The 21,275-nt window shown below is 64.1% G+C and carries 20 protein-coding genes; 3 read left to right on the top strand and 17 right to left on the bottom strand.

All coding sequences use genetic code 11. The features are described 5' to 3' along the window. Positions 1 to 212 precede the first annotated feature (212 nt). Positions 213 to 1,217 (top strand): AraC family transcriptional regulator, encoded by a 1,005-nt coding sequence (locus ACT86A_RS10675; protein ID WP_445091893.1) that lies wholly within the window; start codon positions 213 to 215, stop codon positions 1,215 to 1,217. Between the two features lie 53 nt (positions 1,218 to 1,270). Continuing rightward, positions 1,271 to 1,474, top strand: a complete 204-nt coding sequence (locus tag ACT86A_RS10680; protein ID WP_445091894.1) for a hypothetical protein — start codon at positions 1,271 to 1,273, stop codon at positions 1,472 to 1,474. 919 nt (positions 1,475 to 2,393) lie between these two features. On the opposite strand, the gene ACT86A_RS10685 is transcribed toward ACT86A_RS10680, so the two are convergent. Together ACT86A_RS10685 and ACT86A_RS10690 are read right to left on the bottom strand one after the other, a co-directional pair. Continuing rightward, positions 2,394 to 2,816, bottom strand: coding sequence for a nuclear transport factor 2 family protein (locus ACT86A_RS10685; protein WP_445091895.1), 423 nt, complete (start codon positions 2,814 to 2,816; stop codon positions 2,394 to 2,396). 49 nt (positions 2,817 to 2,865) lie between these two features. Further along, entirely contained in the window at positions 2,866 to 3,873 is a 1,008-nt protein-coding gene (locus ACT86A_RS10690) for a zinc-binding dehydrogenase (RefSeq protein WP_445091896.1), read from the bottom strand. A 630-nt stretch (positions 3,874 to 4,503) separates the two neighbouring features. Between ACT86A_RS10690 and ACT86A_RS10695 the strand changes: the two genes are divergently transcribed. After that, on the top strand, positions 4,504 to 5,559 hold the full coding sequence (locus ACT86A_RS10695; RefSeq protein ID WP_445091897.1) for an AraC family transcriptional regulator: 1,056 nt from the start codon (positions 4,504 to 4,506) through the stop codon (positions 5,557 to 5,559). A gap of 72 nt (positions 5,560 to 5,631) precedes the next feature. On the opposite strand, the gene ACT86A_RS10700 is transcribed toward ACT86A_RS10695, so the two are convergent. The 15 genes from ACT86A_RS10700 to ACT86A_RS10770 form a co-directional block, all read right to left on the bottom strand. Further along, positions 5,632 to 7,167, bottom strand: coding sequence for an acyl-CoA synthetase (locus ACT86A_RS10700; RefSeq protein WP_445091898.1), 1,536 nt, complete (start codon positions 7,165 to 7,167; stop codon positions 5,632 to 5,634). 163 nt (positions 7,168 to 7,330) lie between these two features. Then, a complete protein-coding gene (locus ACT86A_RS10705; protein WP_445091899.1) occupies positions 7,331 to 7,849 on the bottom strand; it encodes a quercetin 2,3-dioxygenase in 519 nt (172 codons plus the stop codon). A gap of 120 nt (positions 7,850 to 7,969) precedes the next feature. Beyond that, positions 7,970 to 9,199 carry a styrene monooxygenase/indole monooxygenase family protein gene (locus ACT86A_RS10710; RefSeq protein ID WP_445091900.1) on the bottom strand — a complete coding sequence of 410 codons (1,230 nt, stop codon included), beginning with the start codon at positions 9,197 to 9,199 and terminating at the stop codon, positions 7,970 to 7,972. Positions 9,200 to 9,489: 290 nt separating this feature from the next. Further along, complete coding sequence (locus ACT86A_RS10715) at positions 9,490 to 10,446, bottom strand: PDR/VanB family oxidoreductase (protein WP_445091901.1); 957 nt, start codon at positions 10,444 to 10,446, stop codon at positions 9,490 to 9,492. A gap of 5 nt (positions 10,447 to 10,451) precedes the next feature. Then, complete coding sequence (locus ACT86A_RS10720; protein WP_445091902.1) at positions 10,452 to 11,330, bottom strand: alpha/beta fold hydrolase; 879 nt, start codon at positions 11,328 to 11,330, stop codon at positions 10,452 to 10,454. A 36-nt stretch (positions 11,331 to 11,366) separates the two neighbouring features. Next, a complete protein-coding gene (locus ACT86A_RS10725) occupies positions 11,367 to 12,281 on the bottom strand; it encodes a catechol 2,3-dioxygenase (protein WP_445091903.1) in 915 nt (304 codons plus the stop codon). A gap of 2 nt (positions 12,282 to 12,283) precedes the next feature. Continuing rightward, entirely contained in the window at positions 12,284 to 12,670 is a 387-nt protein-coding gene (locus ACT86A_RS10730; RefSeq protein ID WP_445091904.1) for a 2Fe-2S iron-sulfur cluster-binding protein, read from the bottom strand. After that, on the bottom strand, positions 12,667 to 13,167 hold the full coding sequence (locus ACT86A_RS10735; RefSeq protein ID WP_445091905.1) for a hypothetical protein: 501 nt from the start codon (positions 13,165 to 13,167) through the stop codon (positions 12,667 to 12,669). The genes ACT86A_RS10730 and ACT86A_RS10735 overlap by 4 nt, the downstream gene beginning before the upstream one ends. Continuing rightward, positions 13,164 to 13,904, bottom strand: coding sequence for a dienelactone hydrolase family protein (locus ACT86A_RS10740; RefSeq protein ID WP_445091906.1), 741 nt, complete (start codon positions 13,902 to 13,904; stop codon positions 13,164 to 13,166). The genes ACT86A_RS10735 and ACT86A_RS10740 overlap by 4 nt, the downstream gene beginning before the upstream one ends. 94 nt (positions 13,905 to 13,998) lie before the next feature. After that, positions 13,999 to 14,511: an aromatic-ring-hydroxylating dioxygenase subunit beta gene (locus tag ACT86A_RS10745; protein WP_445091907.1), complete on the bottom strand. Its 513-nt coding sequence runs from the start codon at positions 14,509 to 14,511 to the stop codon at positions 13,999 to 14,001. Between the two features lie 2 nt (positions 14,512 to 14,513). Beyond that, positions 14,514 to 15,689: an aromatic ring-hydroxylating oxygenase subunit alpha gene (locus ACT86A_RS10750; RefSeq protein ID WP_445091908.1), complete on the bottom strand. Its 1,176-nt coding sequence runs from the start codon at positions 15,687 to 15,689 to the stop codon at positions 14,514 to 14,516. Positions 15,690 to 16,013: 324 nt separating this feature from the next. Beyond that, on the bottom strand, positions 16,014 to 17,411 hold the full coding sequence (locus tag ACT86A_RS10755) for an FAD-dependent oxidoreductase (protein ID WP_445091909.1): 1,398 nt from the start codon (positions 17,409 to 17,411) through the stop codon (positions 16,014 to 16,016). Next, a complete protein-coding gene (locus tag ACT86A_RS10760; RefSeq protein ID WP_445091910.1) occupies positions 17,408 to 17,668 on the bottom strand; it encodes a 4Fe-4S dicluster domain-containing protein in 261 nt (86 codons plus the stop codon). Before ACT86A_RS10760 ends, ACT86A_RS10755 begins: the two co-directional genes overlap by 4 nt. 3 nt (positions 17,669 to 17,671) lie before the next feature. After that, positions 17,672 to 19,846: a molybdopterin-containing oxidoreductase family protein gene (locus ACT86A_RS10765; RefSeq protein WP_445091911.1), complete on the bottom strand. Its 2,175-nt coding sequence runs from the start codon at positions 19,844 to 19,846 to the stop codon at positions 17,672 to 17,674. Between the two features lie 12 nt (positions 19,847 to 19,858). Further along, positions 19,859 to 21,274: a carboxylesterase family protein gene (locus tag ACT86A_RS10770; RefSeq protein WP_445091912.1), complete on the bottom strand. Its 1,416-nt coding sequence runs from the start codon at positions 21,272 to 21,274 to the stop codon at positions 19,859 to 19,861. Position 21,275 lies beyond the last annotated feature (1 nt).

The raw sequence follows: 21,275 nt of genomic DNA on the forward strand, positions 1-21,275 counted from the left end.
CTAACCCCTCCGACCTGGGAATATACGCTGCGGAAATGACCAGCGGTCAGGGTATGGAGCAATGAGGCGCTAGGCTATCCCCCAGACGCGCCGTCTATCCGATGCGCGTCGATCCTGGCGTTTTGACACGATCGACGCAGAAATGGAATATATTGGCAACCTGGGCCTGTGATGATGGTCACCGGTTCAGTATGCGTGATTGGGAGTTGCCGTTGAAGTTGAAAAAGCGGCCGTTGGGTGGCCATCTGCTCGTTCAGTCCTCGGATCCTGATCTTGTTCGGACAACAGTGGGCAACTCGTTGGGCGACTACCGCCTGTCACGGCTGAGCAAGGACGTCGCGCTCGACACCCACTTCCATGGGCTCCAGTTGAGTTGCGGCGGCATCTACTACTTGGAGTACGGCACCGACGTCCGGATCGATCCCTTCGATGTCGCCGCGTGCTACATGGTTCAGGTCCCGCTGTCGGCGCGAGCCCTGGTCTCGGTGGGATCACAGACCTTCGTGTCGACCACGGACCGTGCGTCGTTGCTGCAGCCCGCTACTGGTGGAATGTCGATGATGGTGGAGCCGGCGAATCGGCATCTGCTGCTGCGGTTGGACAAGAGCTCGGTTCAGGGCATGCTGCGCAAGAAGCTGGGCCGCGACCCTGTCACTCCGCTGATCTTCAATCCCGAGATGGATCTGACGACACCCGCCAACCACTCTTTTCACGGCCTGCTGAAGCTGTTCGTCGATGCCGTCGACGCGGCGGTGGAACCGTCGTCGATCGCGCTTCGCGAGTTCGAACGATTGCTCATCAGCCAGCTGATTCTGGGCCAGCCGAACAACTACAGCGACGAACTGAACCTCACCCCGCGACGTACCGTCGCACGGCCGATCGCTCAGGCGGTCGAACTGATCGAAGCGCACGCCCACGAGCCACTCACGGTCGACGACATCGCCGAAGCCGTGGGTGTCGGCGCCCGCGCGCTGCAGGACGGCTTCCGACGCTATTACGACACAACACCGACCGCTTTCCTCCGCGACGTCAGACTGCGGCGGGTCCGGACCGAGCTGATGCACGCCGATCCAACCAGCACGACCGTCACCACCATCGCGATCCGCTGGGGCTTCGTGCACCTGGGCCGATTCTCGGCCGTGTACCGGCGACGGTTCGGTGAAACGCCCTCACAAACGCTTCGGCTCACCGCCGATGCGCTGGGCCGTGTGTCATAAGTGGGTGCGGGCGGTCAGTTGCCCGCCTTCGCCCGTGTCATAGCCATTGATTGATGGCTGCGATGCGGGCGGGTGGCCCGGTAGCAGACGGCGAGTCGTATCCGGTTGCTACGGCCACCGCGCCGGCCGCCGGTGCGACCGAAGAGGTGAACGAGGACAAGTGTGCACAGCGTCGAACGCTGGTGGCCGGCCAACAGCGAGCCCTTCTTCCTGCGGTCGGCGGACTGGTCGACCGCGATCGGGATCATCGCCTGTGATCTGACATCGGCGCGAGTGCGCGCGGTTGACGCGGAAGCTGTAGGCCTTGTCGGCACGCGCCCGCCGATCCGCGCGGGCACCCCGGTCCCAGGATGGGGCACCGCGATACCGTCGAGCACGGCCGTGAATTGCGGACTGTCGCCGCGCTGACCGGCGGTGATCACGCTGAAAGCACTTTGCGGCCCTGCGCGCAGGACGGAGACCTCACCCTAACCTTCTCATTGACACGCCAAGGCCGACAACATCTTTCCACTGGTAACTCCGTGAGTGCTGCTCAGCGGCACGACCCACATTGCCTTTGACACGGCGCCGACCTGCGTCTCGTCGGGGGCACAGGCGGACCGCGGTGGTCGACGCCGTTGGCGTGCACCTGCCGGACATCGCGGTGGTATCGGGCTATCCCCCGCACGGTGCTGACCTTGGCGTGACCATCCGGAACGCTGACTCGGGCGAGTACGGCCGTCAGGCCGGTCAGCTCGACGGTGCCGGCCGTAGGGTCGACGCGCAGCAGCGCGAGGAATTCCTCGAGGGTGGGATCACTCCGCAGCGGCGATCTCGGCGAGCAGCCAGGCCGCGGGCGCATGAAAAGGGTTGCTGTGCATGAGGACTCCCCGTCAGCGAAGTCGATCCGCGCCCTGCACATCCGCCGCCGACCGGATTTCGCGGCGGGGGCATCGGTTCTTTCACGCCAGTGACGGTGTGGTCACCACGTCAACCTGGCTTGATTCTGATGCGAGAATGCCCATTTCAGCGCTGATTCAGCGACGGTCCGCAGAGCGGCGCGCCAGCGCTTCGGCCCCTTCGACATCCGGCGGAGCTCCGAGCGGTGACCCGAAGGTCCGTTTCACGCACCCCCAGCGTTACGTGAACCGGACCTCCGTATCGTGTTCCGAACACGAACCAAACCGAGCGTATCGGTCAGGCTTCCGGCCCCATCACCGAAAGCACGTGGTGACTATCGAAGTACTCCCGGATATGGCTGACCTGTTGATCTTCGTTGAAGTCCCAGATCGCACAGTACTCGTTGTGGTACTTCTTCCCGCTCGCGGTGGTGCCGATTCCGGTGAACGTCGCGATCACGGTGTCATCCACCGCAATGATGCGGTCGGCCGTGTAGCTCACACCGTCGGGGAAGTTCGAATTCACACCAGCCAACAGGCCGAGAATGCTCTGGCGTCCCTCGTATTTGCCGGAGAACTGGTGTTGTCCGGTGAGCTGGTAGACAATGTCTTCGGCGAAAAGTTCGCCGACTCTTTCGAGATTCCCTTCCGACATGGCCGCCAGCACGCTCTCGACCTTGCCGACAAACGGGCTTTCATTTTTTGATGCAACTTTCGTCATAACCGTGTCCTTCCGATTCACTGGTGATGCGACGGGCGTTGTTAATTGTTCAATCTACCGACAGGAAAATCTTTCCAGGGCGGCCACCTTCGAGATATTCTTCGAGGGCGCTTCTGAAATCTGCCAACTTGAATATCCCCGCACTCCCGGACTTGATCGCTCCGCCAGTGGAGGATTCGATCACTTCCTGCAGCATGCGGAAGTCCGATTCGGATTGCGGTGGAACGAAGGAGAATGGGTAGCTGTAGGGCTCGATACGCACGAAGGTGTACATGATCTCCGCCCCGCTCAGACCCAACGGCGACTCGTCGAGAACGCCGTAGAGCTGCACCCGCGCGAACGGTGCGCAGGCCCGGATCAACTCACCGAGCTGGTGGCCCGTCACACAATCGATCACACCCGACAACCCCTCCCCTGCCGTCGCGTCCAGAACTCGTTCACGCAGGCCCGAAGAGGAATCCTCGATAGCGATTACCGCCGCGGCGCCGAGCGCGGAAAGGTCGACTTCCGGCCGCTTCTTGCGAACGATCGAGACGACCTTGATTCCCTTTCGAGCCGCGAACTGCGCAGCGATCGTCGCTACCGTCGAATATCCCGCGGTGAGGGCGAGCCACTGTCCTGGCTGCACACCCGAGTTCTCGACCAACTGCCATGCCGTCACGACATTGGAGAACTGGGCCGCGAGTTCGAGCGGGTAATCCGAGGGGAGTTCGATGAGCGATTCGGCCGGCACCGTAATGTACTCGGCCCAAGTGCCGAACGCCGTATAATGGAACAGCTTTTTCGGTTCGGACTCGGCACCGTCTGCCGAAGCCAGGTAGCCCGCACCACTGATGCCCGCTACTTGACCGGGGAACGACGGCCGCGTGGGGCCGGGAAATTTATCGGCCACAAAGAGCAGATCCGAAGGATTTATCGGCGCGAGCGCGGTGCGCACCAGCACCTCTCCAGCTCCGGGTTCCTGCACCTCTATATCACGAAGCTGCAAAGCGGAAAATCCGTCGAGCGCGGTGCCCGGCTCATCGAGAACAACGGCTTTGAATTTTTCTATCGACATTGTCTTCCCTGTTCGTATCCCGCGGATCATCGAAGCCACTGGCGATTCGGCCGGCGATCCGGGGGTTCGCACCGGCCGTACCCAGAATTTCCAGAACATGTGGTGGCGGAAACGAGCAGAGCGTTCGTCCGCGCCGACCCGTACTCGGCGTGGTCCCAGCGATTGTTGCCCTGACCGGTGATCAGATCGTCCGACCCGACGACGTCCGCCATACCCGAGTCACGGAGAGCGGTACCCCGGCCGGCTACGCACCGTCGGCGTCAGACCACCGGCGAGCGCACCGAGCTCCTCGGTCTACCGGACGTGGCGGCTTCGGCGTTTCCCGAACCTCCGTCGCGCTCTCCAGATGCCGACCGGATCGGTCACCGCCGAAAACAGCCACGGACCGCCGAGCATCGACAAGGGTGCTGGTGCGCATTGCTCATCCTCTCGAGTACGCCGATGTCACCAAGGTGAGAGTCCGGTACGCCGCGCACCGGGCCAATACCCTTCATGTGACGCCAGCCACGCTAGTAAGCAGTGGACAGTCCTCCTAGCCGGCAAACGAATCCACCTATCCGATGTGTGCAGATAGGCGGATCCGGCCGTTCACAACCCTGTGGCGGTGGCACACTATGGAAAGATGTGATCGTGACGGTAATCACCAACACGGCACGCATGGGAGCTCGTCCGGAGGAGTTGTTGTTGATCGACAAGAGACCGCTGGCCGCCCATCGCCTGGTGGAGTCCACGGATCCCGACGTGGTCCGCGCCGCTGTCCGGAGCGAGTTCAGCGATCATCGCTTGTCACCGCTGACCCGCGGGCGCGCACTCGACACACATTTCCATGGCCTCCGCTGGGGCGGCGCCGGCGTGTACTACCTGGAATACGGTACTGACGTTCGAGTCGACCCCCGCGACCTCGATGGCTTCTACTTGGTGCAAGTCCCGCTCGCCGGCCGGGTGTCGATGTCGGTGGGATCCGAGAAATTCGTGTCCACGCCCGACCGGGCGGCCGTGCTCGGGCCCGGTGCTCGGGTGTCGATGTCGGTGGAGCGCCCGAATCGAGAGCTGCTGCTGCTGCTGGATCAGTCATCGGTCGACGAAGCGCTGCGCAAAGAGCTCGACCGAGATCCCCGGGCACCCGTTGTCTTCGAGCCGCAGATGGACCTCACGACACCGGCAAACCGCACCTTTCGTGGTCTGTTGACGCTGCTCGTGGATGCTGTCGATACGGAAACCACCCGCTCGGTCGCGGTACAGGAATTCGGACGGCTACTCGCCGGTCAGCTACTTCTGGGCCAGCCGAACAACTATCGCGACGAGATCGACGAGCAACCCCGGCCAACAGTGGCACGGCCGATCGCACGCGCACTCGATCTCATCGAAGCGCATGCGCACGAGCCGCTGACAGTGGCCGATGTCGCCGAGGCGGTCGGAATCGGCACCCGCGCTCTCCAGGATGGTTTCCGCCGCTATTACGACACCACCCCGATGACATTCCTTCGTGACGTCCGGCTCCGGCGGGTACGTACCGACCTGATGGAAGCCGATCCCGCCAGGACGACCGTCGCCGACGTCGCGGCCCGCTGGGGCTTCCTCCACCCGGGGAGATTCTCGGCCCTGTATCGTGCCCGATTCGGCGAAATGCCCTCGCAGACGTTGCGATTAGGTCACTACGCCGCCACCTCGGAAGCGCGACTTTAACGCAGACACGCTACTCTGACGCAGGCAGTAGAAACGGGCGCCTCCTCTTCCGAGAAGACGCCCGTTTGTGGTCTATTTCGCCGAATCCTCCATCTGGTCACGAAGAGTCCGCTTGAGGATCTTCCCTGCGCCGGACAGCGGCAAGCCGTCCAGGAAGGTCACACCCCGCGGTACCTTGTATCCGGCGATGAGGCTACGCACATGCTGGATCAGTTCGGCATCGTCCACGCTCGTCCCGGGCTTGCGGACGACGAAGGCATGTATTCGTTCACCCCAATGTTGGTCCGGAACACCGATCACCGCGCTGGAGGCGACGGCCGGGTGCGATCCCAGAGCGTTCTCGACTTCGATGGTGTAGACGTTCTCGCCGCCGCTGATGATCATGTCCTTCAGCCGGTCGACGACGTAGACGTAGCCCTGGTCATCCATGTATCCGGCATCCCCGGAGTGCATCCACCCCGCACGGACCGCTGCCGCGGTGGCTTCGGGCATGCCCCAGTAACCGAGCATCACATGATCGCCGCGCGAGACGATTTCGCCGATCTCACCCCGGGGCAGCTCCACCCCACGATCGGTGTCGACGATGCGCACGGTCGAGTGCGGCAGTGCACGACCCGCCGAGGTGAGCAGATCCGGTCGCTCATGGTCTGCCGGCAGCAGCAGGGTGGTTATCGGGCTCAGCTCGGTCATCCCGTATGCCTGGACGAGCTCGGCTTCCGGAAACAGATCCCGGACCTTCGTCAGCGCGGAGGGCGTGACCGGCGCCGCGCCGTAGATGAGCCGCTTCAGGCTGGACAGGTCGCGGTTGCGGCCATCCGGGGAGTCGAGCAGGGCGTAGATCATGGTCGGGACGAGCAACACGTCGGTAACCGCGTGATTCTCGATCGCATCCAGGACGCCGGTGGGTGTGAAACCGGGAATGATGACGTGCGTGGCCCCCGTGATCAACCCGCCCACCCAGGTGCAGATATCCGCGACGTGGAACATCGGCGCGGCGTGCAGCACGACTCCACGTGGGGTCAGGAAGCCCCCGGTCGCCAAGCTTCCCATCGCTGACGTCAGCAGATTCCGGTGACTGAGCATGACGCCTTTGGAACGGCCTGTCGTGCCACCGGTATAGAAGATTCCGGCCAGGTCGTCTCCGCTGCGGAGTCGATCCTCCATCGGAGGGAATTCCGCGATGGCCGTGTTGTAATCCAGGATGCCTTCGGGCGGCGCGCCTTCCCCGATATAGCCGAATTTCAGGTCATCACCGACGCCGCGAAGCTCCGCCCAGAGCGGAAGTTGACCGTCGTCCAGGAAAAGCACCTTTGCCCCGCAGTCGTCGAGTGCGTAGCGAATCTCCGGGATCGACCATCGTGTGTTGATCGGAACGAAGACGGCGCCCGCCCACGCACTCCCGAGCAGAATTTCGTGATAGTAATCCGAATTCGACGCGAGAATGCCGACCCGATCCCCGTCGCCAACGCCCATACTGCGTAGCATGGCGCCCACCAGCGCCACCCGATGAATGGTTTCCTCGGCTGTTCGATGCCTACCGCCGAAGGAGGTCGAAACCCGCTTCGGATCCTGCTGCAACTGCCGGTGCAGTGCGGAAGTGAGTTGCATGGGTCTTTCCTTGATCGGACCGCGGGCCGGCTGGCAGAGCATTCCGGCAGCACATCCCCCGGCAGTGACAGCGATTTCCTGCGAAGAACGTGCCACGGGAATTGATCGGAGTCAACACCCGTGGCACGAATCTTTCCCTGATGTGTCCTATCGGGCCCGAGCGTTATTTCTTCAGGTCGGAGGGGCGCTGGCCGGGGGCACCCCGGAACGTCACGCCGTATTTCTCACTGATCTTGCCCGCCTCCGCCATTTTCTCGGGGTCGAACCCCGCGAAATCGGGCAGGCGCCGCTCGGCGGCAGGCTCGGAGATCTCGATCACGTAATCCTCGAAACCGGCCGGCGACGTGATGGCTATCCACCGGGCCGCAGTGTCCGACGTGACCTTGTAGCAGTGCACGACGTGTTTCGGCATCAAGGCGTAGTCGCCGGCGCGCAGGGTGCGAACATCGTCGCCGACCCACACCGTCATCTCGCCCTCGAGGAGCAGGAAGGCCTCATCCTCTTCCGTATGCACATGCAGCGGCACCTCATCGCCGGGCGGGCCGATCAGCTCGAACATCGCATACGCGCCTCCGGTCTGCTCGGCGCCCGCGATCACGTCCACCATGTTCCGGAAAAACCAGCGCGTGTTGCGCTCACTCTGCGTCACGACGACAGCTGATCCGTAATCCTGGTCGGTCATTGGATTCCTCACTATATAATTTCAGCGCCGGAAGCGCTCTGGACAATGAAATACAAAAGAATTGGATACGCCGGAAAAAGTTCTGGCGAATTCATCTCCGGGAATAAGCGTTCGCAGTTTTCAGACCGCCGGCACCAGATCATCGAGGTACGCTCGCGCGCTGTCCGGATCCATGAACCAGTGGAAGAAGTCCCGCGGATCATCGAAGCCACTGGCGAATCGGCCGGCGATCCGGGGGCTCGCACCGGACGCGCCCAGAATTTCCAGGACGTGCGGCGGCGGCGGAGCGAGCAGCGCGTTCGTCCACGCCGACACGTACTTGGCGTAGTCCCAGTACCGCGCGAAGGTATCGGCCATGAACTGCCGATCGAACGGACGGTCACCGTGCGCGAGAATGCTGGACAGATACGACGCCGCACACCTGCTGGCACTGTTCGAGCCCTGACCGGTGATCGGATCGTTCAACACGACGACGTCGGCCAAACCCAGCACCGGCGCACCCGACGGCAGCACCCCGACGGGTTTGCGCACCGTCGGCGTCACACTCCCGGCGAGCACACCGAGGTCATCGGTCAACTGAACGTCACGGCACCGCTCCGCCTCCCAGGGCACGTGCGTTTCCAGAACCTTCAGCGCGAGCGCCAGATGCTGTTCCGGATCGGTGACACCGCCGAAAACATCCATCGGACCGCCGAAGAACGATTCGATCGCGATGATGTCGCACGGGCCCGTGGTGGTCAGCGCCGGGAAGGTGAAGTACTCACCGATGCCAGGGAGCAGGTTGAAACACAGCGCCCGACGCGGCGTCCGCGGCGTCATACCGGTGACGTAGGTCAGCGACAGCGTGCGCTGCGGAGCGTCGAACGTGCAGCGGGCCGCGTCCCGTTCGAACAACGCGGAGAGATCGCCCTTGCCCGCCGCAATAAGGACGAGGTCCGATTCCCGCGCGTATTCCTCGATATCCTCGACAGTGACGTCGTGGATGTCCAGACGGCCACCACGACTGGTGAATTCGGCCATCCAGCGTGGAAACTTCACGCGCTGGTCGACCGATCGCACCGGCATATCGATACGCGTCGTCCACGAGATCGCTTTACCGCCCGCTCCATCCGATACTGCGAGCGCCATGTCGTCGGCATGCGGGCATTCGTCGTCCCAGAAGTTGAGTCCCAGTTGGGCCTCACGGGCAAGGCCGCTGCCGAACATGGCCTGACTCGAAGTGATCCGGCCGTTGTAGATCTGTTCCGGGGTGCGGTTGGAGACGATCCGTACGTCGTACCCGGCATCCAGCAGCCCGATGCCGAGCTGAAGCCCGGACTGGCCGGCTCCGACGATGGTGATGGTGCGCATTGGTCATCCTTTCGAATACGCCGATGTCGCGAAGGTGAGAGGCCGGTATGTCTCGGAGCCGCCCTATGCCTCTCTCAATGTGACGCCAGCCACGCTAGTAAGCAGTGGGCAGACCACCTAGCCGGCAAACGAATCCAGCTATCCGGTGTGTGCAGCCCGGACACGTACACCTCGCGGCTGCCGACAGCCACGGTCGGCCTCGAGTCCGGCGAACGGCACGATCGCGTACACCGACGGCGTGCGGACACGACGTCGACACCACACGGCGTCCGGTGGACAGTTGCGGGTTTTCACAAGTCCAGGATCAGCCGCGGCGACTGCGCGCGGCTCACACAGATCAGCATGGTCTCGCCGCTGTCTCGCTCGGCGTCGGTCAGCACGGTGTCGCGATGATCGGGCGTGCCCCCGAGCACTGCCACCTCACACGTTCCGCAGTAGCCGTCCTTGCAGGAATACGGTGTGCCGGGCTCGACCTCGAGGACCGCGTCGAGCACCGTGCGGTCCGCAGGCACCCGGAGCAGCCGGCCCGAACGAGCCAACTCGACCTCGATCGCCTGATCCGCGCCGGTCTGAGTAGCGCCCTCCGGTGCGGCCACCGCGAACCGCTCGATATGCAAAGCACCCGCGGGAAGATGCTCGGAGCACAACGCCTGCACCGCTCGCAGCATCGCTTCGGGCCCGCAGCAGTACACGTCCGTGCCCGGCGGGCTCGCGCGGATCGACGCGGCCAAGTCGGGTAATCCACGCTCGTCCTGCGGGACGAGGTCGACCACACCGCCGAGCTCGGCCAGCTCATCGACGAACGCCATACTCGTCCGGGACCGGCCGCCGTAGATCATCGACCATCGCTGCCGCTGCTGAGTCAGCTGCCGCGCCATCGCGAGCAACGGAGTCACACCGATGCCACCGGCGATCAGCAGATAGCTCTTCGCGGCTTTCAGCGGGAAATGATTACGCGGGCCGACAACCTTCAGCTCCCGGCCGACGAGCCCAGTGTCGTGCACCTCTATCGAGCCGCCGCGACCATCGGCCACCCGCAGCACCGCGACGCGGTAGCGGGTCCGGTCCGCGGGGTCCGAGCACAGCGAGTACTGGCGGATGAGCCCGGACGGCAGATACAGGTCGATATGCGCACCCGGCTCCCACCGCGGTAGCTCGGCCCCCTGCGGGTGCCGCAGTTCGACCGACACCACGTCCTCGGCTTCGGTGGCGATCGAGGTCACGACCAACGACTGAAGCGGTGCCATGGTGGTCACTCCGTTTCGGAGAAGAACCGGGCGACTTCGCTACGGAACTTCTCGCCACGCTCCACCTGCGCCCAATGCCCGCAGCGGCCCAGAATCACCAGATCGGCGTTCGGCAACACTTCCACCAGCCGCAGCGACGTCGCGGCCAGCGGAACCACCCGGTCGTGCACGCCGTGGATCAGCAGCGTGGGGGTGGTGATCTGCTCCAGGGTCGTGAACGGCAAGGCGGCCGCGTCGATGTGCCGTTGCCTGGGGGCGGGGAACATATCCGCCCACCGCTGGGCCACACTGGGCTCCTTGGAGGCCTCGTAGCGCGCCCGTACCAATTCCGGGGTGACGCGAGAGCGGTCGTAGGCCATCAACTCGAAGATCCCGCGCATATTCTCTTCGCTCGGCGTGTAGCCGTAGAGTTGGTCGACCTCACGGGTCACCGGGAACGACACTCCGGCCGTACCCATCAGCACCATGCGCTCGACCAGCCGGGAGTACTGGGCGGCGATCCCGAGCGCGATGCCGCCACCCATCGAGTTGCCCACCAGACGCGCCGGTCCGAGGTCGAGTGCGCGCAGAAACGACGCGATGTGCTCCACCCGGTTGTCGTGGCTGAGCCCTACCTCGGGCGACTGCTCGGTCGCGCCGTAGCCGACGATATCGGGTGCGATCAGGGTGAACCGCTGAGCGAGTTCGGAATTCAGGGTCAACGCCCAGTTCGCGCGTCCGGTCGCACCGGGGCCGGAGCCGTGCAACAGCACGATCGCCGGTCCGGACCCGGCCTGCAGGTAGTGCGTGCGGTAGCCGTCGTGCTCGACAGTCGATTCGGCCAGTTCGGGCGCGCTGCGGCCCGTCCGGCCGGCGACAACAGTGCTATCAGCTGTAGAAGTCATCACTTCGCTGCTTTCGGTAGGTAGCTCGGTTACGGCTCAGGTCTGTGCCGTCATGAATTGCTCGGAAATCCGGCGATCGTGGTAGAAAATCGCTCGGGCCAGCTGGTCGGCCGTCCACGTGATACAGGGCATATCCGGCCCCGATCGGTAGCCGCCGGCGAAGACTTCGTTGCGGTTTCCGGTGGGGTCGAAGAAATAGACGGTTTCGCCGCGCGTAATGCCGTGCCGAGTCGGACCGATGTCGATCGGCACGTCGTTCATCGAGAGCACGTCCGCCGCGTGCAGCACGGCGTTCCAGCTCTCCACCTCATAGGCGATGTGATGCAGCCGACCGTCCTCACCTTTCTGGACCGCGATGTCGTGGGCCTGCTCCCCGCAGCTCATGAAGGAGACCATCGGATCAGGATTGTCGGGGTCGGCCACAATGCGCTCGGTGACGTGGAATCCACAGACGTCGACCATGAACCGCTCCATGCCGGCGACGTCGTCGGCCGAGAGCGCGAGGTGCGACAGCCTGGGAGCGCCGATTCCGGGCAGGCCACCGCGCGGCCAGGGGTCGGGGTTGAGAGTGCCGACCGCTGTCCCGACCGTCTCGATCTCGGAGTAGAACTCGGCGACATGGCCGCTGGGCAATACACACCGGAAACCGTCGCCGACCGCGGTGCGTTCACCGTCGGACAGGCGCTGTACCGTGGCACCGAACCGGTGCGCCGCCTTCTCGACCTTGGCCAGCGCGTCGTTGTCCCGGACCTTCCAGCCCATCGCCAGCAGTCCCCCGTCACCCTGTTCGAGGACCAGCGAGTGATGATCCCACTCGTCCCAGCCCTTCAGATACAGCTGCTCCGGTGTCTCGGCGCTCTTGGCCAGCCCGACCACGTCGGTGTAGTGGTCGTGCGCTGTCGGCATGTCGGTCACGGCCAAATGCACGTAACCCAATCTCAGTACACTCATCGTCATTGTTCCTTTACAAAGCTCCGGGTTGAATCGGAAAAAGTGGTACCCCGCGCGGTATCCCCGCGACAGAAGTCGATTTCGACCACCGAAGTCGTCGGCAACGCGCGACAGGCCAGCCCCAGCCGCTCCTCGGTCTCGGCACGCTGGGACAGGGCCCGCTGGGTATGCGGCCCATGACGCACCTCGCCGCGATGAATCCGGATGAGGCAAACCCCGCAGCCGCCGCGCCGGCAGGCGTGCGGGGCTGTCCAGCCCAACCGCAGCAGCGTGTCGAGGACGACCTCGCCGTGGCGTCGGACCAGGACATCGCTCTGCTCGCCCACCTTCTCCCCGGGTCCGGCGATGACCACACGCCGGTCACCCGTCGACGAAGCGCGCGCGGTCATCGCCCGACCTTGTCGCGGAGAAACGCAGTCACCTCGGAGAACTCGGCAAACGGCAGCCGGCTCTGATCGACCAGGCCGAGTTGACTCAGCACCGCCGCCTGATCCCAGTACAGCCGCTCACTCAGCATCAGATCATCGCGGAATTTCACGACAACGACGAACGGAATCTCGATCGTCTTGCCGGTCGGCGCCAGCCCGGGCAACAGATAGGGAATTTCGATGTCATGAGTCGTCCGCATGATCTGCTCGTCGACGACACAGTCGTCACCGACCGACCGCGCGACCATATCGTTCATGGTGTCGGCCGGAATTCCAGGAATGAATATGTCGGCGTAATAATGCCGGAGGAATTCCTTTCCGAAACCACCGCTCATCGTGGGCAGGTGCATCACGGCGGCGTCGGCAACCATGGTGGAGACCGCGAGGTCGGCGTCCCGCGCCACGAATTCATACGACGCGTGCCGCTCCCATAGATCGACCATCCGATCGCGGTTCATCTCGCCTCTTCCAGGGTATTTCCGAGGAATTCGAGCAGCGCCGTCCAGGCATGCTCTGCCGCGACCTCGTCGTAGCTGTCGCGCGTGTCGTTGAAGAAGGCGTGGCCGGCGTCCTCGAGGACGACCTCGACGTGGCCGCCCGCGGCCTGCGCATCGGCCGCGAAGGCGAGGGCGTCTTCCGCGGGAATATGCTCGTCGTGCTTCCCGTAGAACAGTCGCGCCGGGCAGGACAGGTTCCTCGCGCGGGCAAGCGGGTTCGGCTCTGCTGGTGCACCGAAGTTGCCGTAGCCGGCCGGCGGCCCATAGAACGGAGCGGCAGCCGCCCACCCGCCACTCGGGTCGGTGGCAGCGAGCAGACTGAGGTAACCGCCCAGGCAGAAGCCGAGCACCGCGACCCGGTCCGGGTCGACGCCGCACCGGGCGACCAACGCCTCCCGCGCCGCGGCGAGATCACCGAGCCAGCGTTCGGAGCCCAGCGCGTAGAACCTGGCCAGCGCCGCACCGAAATCGCCGGCACCGACCGGCTCCACGATCCCCGGGTCACGGGAGAACAGGTCCGGCGCGATGGCCGAGTAACCGTTTTCGGCGAACCGCTCGCACAGCGCGCCGAAGTGTGCGGTGAGGCCGGCGATCTCGTGGATGACCACCACACCCGCGCGGCTGTCCGTGGCGGCCGCAGCCAGGTATGCGTTCGCCTGATGCCCGTCGGCGGTCGGTATGGTGATTGTCTGCGCCACTACGCGTCGCTCCTTCGTCGATGAATCTGTTCGGCTCGCCGTGCTGACAACAGCCACAAGATCGCTTCGGCGAGCAGGGTGCACAGCTGCGGCCTCAGAACGGATAGGTGACCGGGCGGGTCAGCAGATCGTTGTCGTGCACGGCTGTGCGTCGCTGAAAGCGCCATCCCCCGCGATCGACCAGTTCGTCCCGATAGGTGCCGGTTGCCTGGATTTCCACCCGGCCGTCCGAATTGGTGAGGTACACCACAAAGGCCGATCGGACCCTGAGCTGTTGCGGCCCCGCCGCTTCGATATCGACGTTTCCGACCATCCGGCGGGTGCGGCCGGGCTCGATGGACCAGTATTTCTCGATGAACTCGGCGCGGTCGAGCATGCTGGCCCGGTTGTCATCGATCACCGAGAGCGGCCAATTGTTTTCGAAGTTCTCCGCCGAGGTGGCGACGTAACGCCCGTCCGGAGTGAAAAGTTCGATCCAGTCCCGGTAGCGCCGTTCGTCCAGCGTCGCGCAGGCCTCGTGGAGCAGGCGCAGAACCTGTTCGCGCACTTCGGCTTCCACGGCGGCATCGCCGCCTCGAGGGGCCACGTTATGCACTGTTTCGGTCACGGTCACCACCCCATCCGACTGCGGTACGCGTCGTAGAACCCTCGGACGGTGTACTCACCCTCCAAATCGCCACTCGGTGTGCTGAGGTCACCGAGCGCCATAAAGCTGCTGTCCACGCTGGACACACCTTCGGTCGCCTGCACCGCTCCGATCGCGACAACGTCGTCGCGGCCGGCGAACCCGGCCGGACCGAAGAAGTTGCCGTAGTCGCGGGCCCGCTTGGCGTGCTTCTCCGGTGACTCCCCCTTGTGTCCAAGCGAAACTGTGTGCAGTTCGACGCAGGTGGGCCCTTTCGGGACAATGTGGCGGACATTGAGCATGTCCCACTCTTCGAGCACCAAGGCGTTCGGGAAGATACCCATGACCCTGTTCCAGCTGTTCTCGGCGGGTCGATCATGACTCTGGAAGAGCGAGAAATCCTGCATCTGGAATTCTTTCGTGGACAGATGCTCACGCATCGCCTCGTCGGACGGCGAGACCGTCTTCCACTTGAGCGCTCCGTGGCCGTTCTGGAAGACGAGATTTTCGCCGGACGGGTTGACGCCCACCGCCATCGCGAAATTATGCAGCAGGGCCGCATGGTAGGCATCTTGGGTGTTTTCGAAGAAGAGCTTCCAATTGCCCTTCACCTCGAACCGGTGGTAACCGAGAATTTCCACGTCGCCGCCGTGCAACACATCCTCGAGGTGCGGTCCCGCGTCCGCGAGATACTCCGCGAGCGGTTCGACACCTTCACCGAAGGTCGCCCACACCATCCCCGAGAAGGTCTCGACACGGGCAGCCCGCAGACCACCGCGCTCCTTGTGCTGTCCATCGGTGTAGTTCTTGCGCATCGGGACGCCGAGGAGCCGGCCATCCTCACCGAAGACCCACTGATGATAGATGCAGGTGAAGGTCGAACAGTTGCCCCGCTGATCCAGCGCGACCAGCGCGCCGCGGTGGGTGCACGCATTTTCCAGCACCTTCACCGAACCGTCTCTGGATCTGGTCATGATCACCGGCAGATCGCCCATCCAGGACCGCCGGAAGTCACCGACCTCGGGGATTTCGGCCTCCAGCCCGACGTAGGTCCAGCCATCGCGAAAAAGCCGCTGCATCTCCAACCGATAGATCTCGTCATCGGCGAATACACGCCGATCGACTTCCGTCCGAGTGATCTTCGGGGTCACGTGCACCATGCGAGTCCTCCTCTCCGTTCACCAGGCTCGCCACCTCCGGGCAACCGCCTGTGTAGTCAATTCACCGGCAATGTTTTGTCAAAATGACAATAAGTTTTATGCCCGGCGACAAAAAATTTCATTATCCCCAGGCCGCTTCTCGAATAAATCGAGCCTTCCCGATAACGCTATCCGCCTGGCCCGTTTCCGGCCTTCTGCCACTCGCTTCAGAATGTCAGCGTACTGTCTGAAATACGGTAGATCTATCCACATAGCGTTAAAATTATCCAGTGCCGAAATATCGGAGAAAAGAGCCCGGCGGCGCGGGGCTGAATCGCCCCGTACCTACCTCGCCGCGGCTGCGAGCTGTTCGGCGACATCGGTGAGTTTATGCCGGGGACGCCCCAGCGCTCGGCCCGCGCGGCGCTCGTAGTCGTCGATCCGCAGCCATCCCCGCTGGTCTACCAGCTGCGGGCAGCGTTGTCGGACAATCTTTTCCACCGCTGCCGCCGTCACGGTGCCGGCGCACGGCAACGCGCCGGCCAGGGCGTCGGCACGCAGCGCCCGGACGGTGTCGCGAGCGCATTTCTTGTTGGTCCCGATGATTCCGCGCGGGCCTCGCTTGATCCACCCGGTCACGTAGGTGCCCGGCATCGATCGGCCGTCCTCGACGACGCGACCGTCGAGGTTCGGGATCACGCCGCGCAACTCGTCGAACGGCAAGCCGGGCAGCGGCGTTCCGCAGTAGCCGATCGCCCGCAACACCAAACCTGTGCCGATGATCTCGGTCGCACCGGTGGGTCGCGCGCACGCATAACCGGCCTCGTCGCGCTCGATCCGATTGCGCGACACCAGCAGTCCGGTCACTGCGTCTGTTCCGACCAGCTGTACGGGCGAGGTCAGGAACCGCAACACGATTGCGCGCCCATGTCCGGCGACGGGCCGATTCTCGTAGCGCCGCAGGGTGGACACCTTGCGGCGAGTCGCCGCGTCCTGGTCGCCCGGCACGACGTCGCGATCCGAAGGCGAGTCGCCCTCGACGACGATGTCTACGCCCGGCAGGTCACCGAGCTCGTCCAGCTCGGCGTTGTTGAACGCGCCGTGCACGCGACCGCGCCTGCCGAGCAGCACGACCTCGCGAACCCGGCTGGTGCGCAACACCTCCAGGGCGTAGGGGGCGATGTCGGTACGTTCCAGATCGGCGATCGGCATGGCCAGGATCCGGGCGACATCCAGAGCGACATTGCCGTTTCCGACGACGACAACGCGCTCGTGGGACAGATCGACATCGACGTCGCGGTAATCCGGGTGGCCGTTGTACCAGGCGACAAAGACTCGCGCGGCCAGACACCCTGGCAGCTCCTCACCAGGGATTCCCATCGATATGTCACCGGACGCGCCGATCGCGTAGATCACCGCGTCATACCACTGCGACAGCTCCTGGGCCGAGATGTGGTTGCCGATGTCGACATTTCCGAAGAAGCGGAAGCCCGGGCGCGCGGCCGTCGCCTCGAACACGGTCTGGACGAGCTTCTTCTCCGGATGATCGGGCGCGACACCGTGCCGGACGAGTCCCCACTGGGTCGGCAGCCGGTCGAACATGTCCACCTCGATCGGGTGGTCGGTCAGACGCTGGAGCTGTCCGTCGAGGTAGGTGCCCGCCGGCCCTTCGAGCAGGTGCCCGGCGGCGTACATACCGGCGGGTCCGGCCCCTACCACCGCGACCCGCAGTGGCGCCCTCATGTCCGCGCCTGGAAGTACTCGGCGTTGATGTTCTTGTATTCCCCCCACTTCCGCGGCAGCCGAGAGGCCTCGAACACCGCGTCGACCGGGCATGCCGTCACGCACGCTTCGCAGTCGATGCACGTTTGCGCGTCGATGTAGAGCTGCTCGGCACGCATGAACTCCGGGTCGTCCGGTCGTGGCCGGATGCAATCGGCCGGACACACTTCCAAGCACGAGTAGTCGGCGACACACGGCGCGGCAATCACATATGCCATCGCTCAGACTCCTTCCTCGACATACGTTTCGACGCGCTCGAGTCGGACATGGACCCCGTTGAGATGCGCGACACCGGAGAGCGGATCGACGTCGGACGGATCGGTGGTCGTCAGATCGTTGACGCTGACACCGCCTTCTCGATTGGCGGTCCGCCAACGTCCTTTGCCGTTGTGGCCCCAGCCGTGCGGCACGGCAACGACACCCCGGTGGATGTCCTCGGTGATCAGCACCGGCAGTTCGATCGCCGCGTGCTTCGACACCAGGCGCACGGTCTCGGTGTTCGCCACACCGACTTCCTCGGCGTCGAGCGGATGCACACGCGCGGCATGGGCCGGACGTCCGGCGCGCAATTGCGCGGCATTGTGCATCCAGGAATTCTCCGAGCCCAATTCACGCATCCCGATCAGGAAGAGCGGATACTCGGGATCGTCGACGCGCCGCTCCAAGCGCTCGATCTCGGCCCAGATCTCCGGATGATCGAGATGAACCTTGCGGTCGCGGTGCCGGATCACTTTCCGTCGCCGGCCGGCGACGGATTGTTCGGCATACAGGATTCCGTGCGGATTGCGCCGCACCAATTTGTCGAAGGTGAGTCCGCGAGGCCGCAGGCCGAACAGATCACCGCCGCGGCCGATCCGGATCATGGCATTCAGCAGCGTCCGTGGCGTGAGCGGCTTGCCGAGCATGTCCGCGACCTTCGCCACCACGCGCAGCGCTGGGGTGGACAGCGCCCGGGTACCGAGACCGCGCGCGATCTCGTCGATGATCTGCCACTCCGCCCGCGCTTCACCGGCCGGGGGTACCAGCGCTTCGGTCGCCTGGACGAAAGGCTTCGGATAGTACGGCTGGGTGAACAGCATGACGTCCTCGCGTTCGTACATCGCGGTCACCGGCAGCACGTAGTGCGCATGCGCATTGGTTTCGGTGATGTACAAGTCGAGCGACACCACCAGATCGAGTTCGTCCAACGCGTCGGCGAGGTGCTGGCCACCCGGCGTGGACAGGACCGGATTTCCGGCCGCGATGAGCATCGCGCGGATTTGCCCACGACCCGGCGTGCGGATTTCCGCGACCATGTTGTAGGCCGGTTCCATACCGGCGACCTCGGGCAGGTTTCCGATCCGGCTGCGACGGGTGTTGTAGGTGAGACTGGATGCCGTCACCCCCCGCATCGGGAGCACCTCATCGCCGAAGATCGCGCCGCCGCTGCGGTCGAGATTGCCCGCGACCAGATTCACCGCGTCCATCAGGCAATTGACCAGCGTCGCGCTGGTGCCCAGGCAGGTGCCGGTGCGGCCGTACAGCACCGCCTTGGTACGCGCCATGCGGCGGGTGATATCTCGCACGGTCTCGGCCGGGACACTGGTCCGGGCCTGCGTCACCTCGGGTGCGAACCGTGCTGCCGCCGCGCGTAGTTCCCGCTGACCGGTGCATTCGGTCAGCGCGTCGGCGTCGTACAGATTCTCGTCGAACAAGACGTGCAGCATCGACAGCAGCAACCACGCGTCGGCGTCCGGGGTGATCGGCGTCCACTCGAACAAGCGCGCGGTCTCGGTGCGGCGCGGGTCGATCACGATCACCCGGCCCCCCCGATTCTCGACCTCGTGCAGTTTGTCGGTGAACCGGGGAATGACGGCCAGGCTGCCGTGCGACACCGCAGGGTTGGCGCCCAAGATAACGACGGTTTCGGCGGCTTCGAGATCTGGGATCGGAACGATCAGCTGATGCCCGTAGAGAAGTTGGCTTGCGACATACCTGCTGTGCGTGTCCTGCGACGCCGCGCAGTAGAAATGCGAAACGCCGAGCGCGTCTACCGTGCCGAGCGTCCAAAGCAGATGACTGTAATTCAGTCCGCCCGGGTTTCCCAAGTACCAGCCGAGGCTCTCCGCGCCGTATTTCTCCCGGATGATGCGCAATCGCGCAATAATGTCCTGCATCGCTTCGTCCCAGGACACTTTTTCGAAAGAGCCGTCGGACTGCCGCCGCATCGGGTGCAACACCCGGTCCGGGTCGTTCTGCGTCGCTGCGTGTGCGATGCCCTTCGGGCACGCGAAACCCGCGCTGAGGGGGTGATCCTTGTCCGGCCGTAACGCCAGCAATTTCCCGTCCTCGACTACGCCGATCAGGCCACACGCAGGTTCGCAGATACGACAGAACGTGACCTTTTCCTGTTTCATCTATTCATCCGTTCAGGGAAGGTGCACGAAATCAGCCACTGTGCGACGCAGTTTTTCGGATTCCGCGTCGAAAATATCGTCAGCTATCCCTTCGAGCATGCGCGCACCGACCCAGGCAGCGCGGTTCCCGAACAGAAAAGGGGTGTCGATGCCATGACAGCTGCCCATACCGTCAAGCGGGCTCGGCAGCGAGAACTCGCGCAGTTCGGCTCGGACACCGTGCTGGTGCGATGCCGCGACCAGTGCTCGCGAGTGGTCCGCGAACATAGCATCGGTCGTACACGCGATAAGTGCCGCATACGGCGTGTCGTAGGACTTTGTCGGCTGGTACCCGAGCCGGCGTATCTCCTCATCGGTGATATCCCGCTCGCGCGAGCTGAAAAAGTAGGCGCCGGTCTCGTCCTGGGTGAAGGTGACCAGCAGCTGCGTAGCGCCCATCTCTTGGACAATGCGTGCCGGATCGTCCAGCCAATCCGGGACACGGCCGTCGGCCATCGGCATCAGGCTGGTCGGAGCGATCGATCCGAATGCGACGCGTTTCTTCGCCACCTCCTGGTGACTCAGCAGCAGGCTTTCGATCGGCACGTCTTTCGGGTCGGCACCGTGCAGGTTCTCGATGACCTCGTTACTGAGGGTTTCGATACGATTTCGGCTGGCGGGCGGAATTCCGGGGGTGCTCATGAGCAGCAGCCGCCGAATCAGGTTCCGCGACTCAGGCAACACCGCCAGAACCTGCGTATAGAAGGCGCCGGCCGATTGCCCGCCAACCGTGAGGTTGTCGGGATCACCACCGAACAACGCGATGTTCTCGCGCACCCAAGTCAATGCTTGGAGCAGATCATCGACCGCGCGATTCGCGTCGTCGGCCGCCGGCCCGGCCAGCAGATGCGCCAGCGGCCCGAGCCGATAGTTCATGGTCACCACAACCATGTCGCCCTCGCGGGCGAGCCGCTCACCCGAGTACCACGGCATTACTCCGCCACCCGAAACGAAGCCGCCACCGTGGATGAAGAAGAGAACCGGCCGATTCGAGGCACCGGACGGCGCCCAAATGTTGAGCAGAAACGCGTCTTCCTCTTGTGGATGCTCGCGCCAGACACTGCCCAGTACCGCATCGAGCCGGCTCGCGAGCTGCGGGAAAATGGCGGGGGAGTCGCGAAGATCCTGTGCGGAATCGGGCGCCGCCGGCGCGACCGGATCGAAGCGGCGGCCGTTCGCCAGCTTGCCGTAGCGGATTCCGCGGAAAGCCGCAACGCCGTCGGATGTGCTGCCGACGACCGCTCCGCTGGTGGTGTTCACCATCATGTGCACCTTCTCTTCTATGCCACGCCGATCGGGAGGAGCGGGGCGAATCCCTTGTTCTTCATCGCATTCTTTTCGGGTGGCCTGCCGCGGCGAAAAATGACGCGACGGCAGGCCGTGGATCACA

It is taken from the genome of Nocardia glycosmidis (assembly GCF_052545115.1).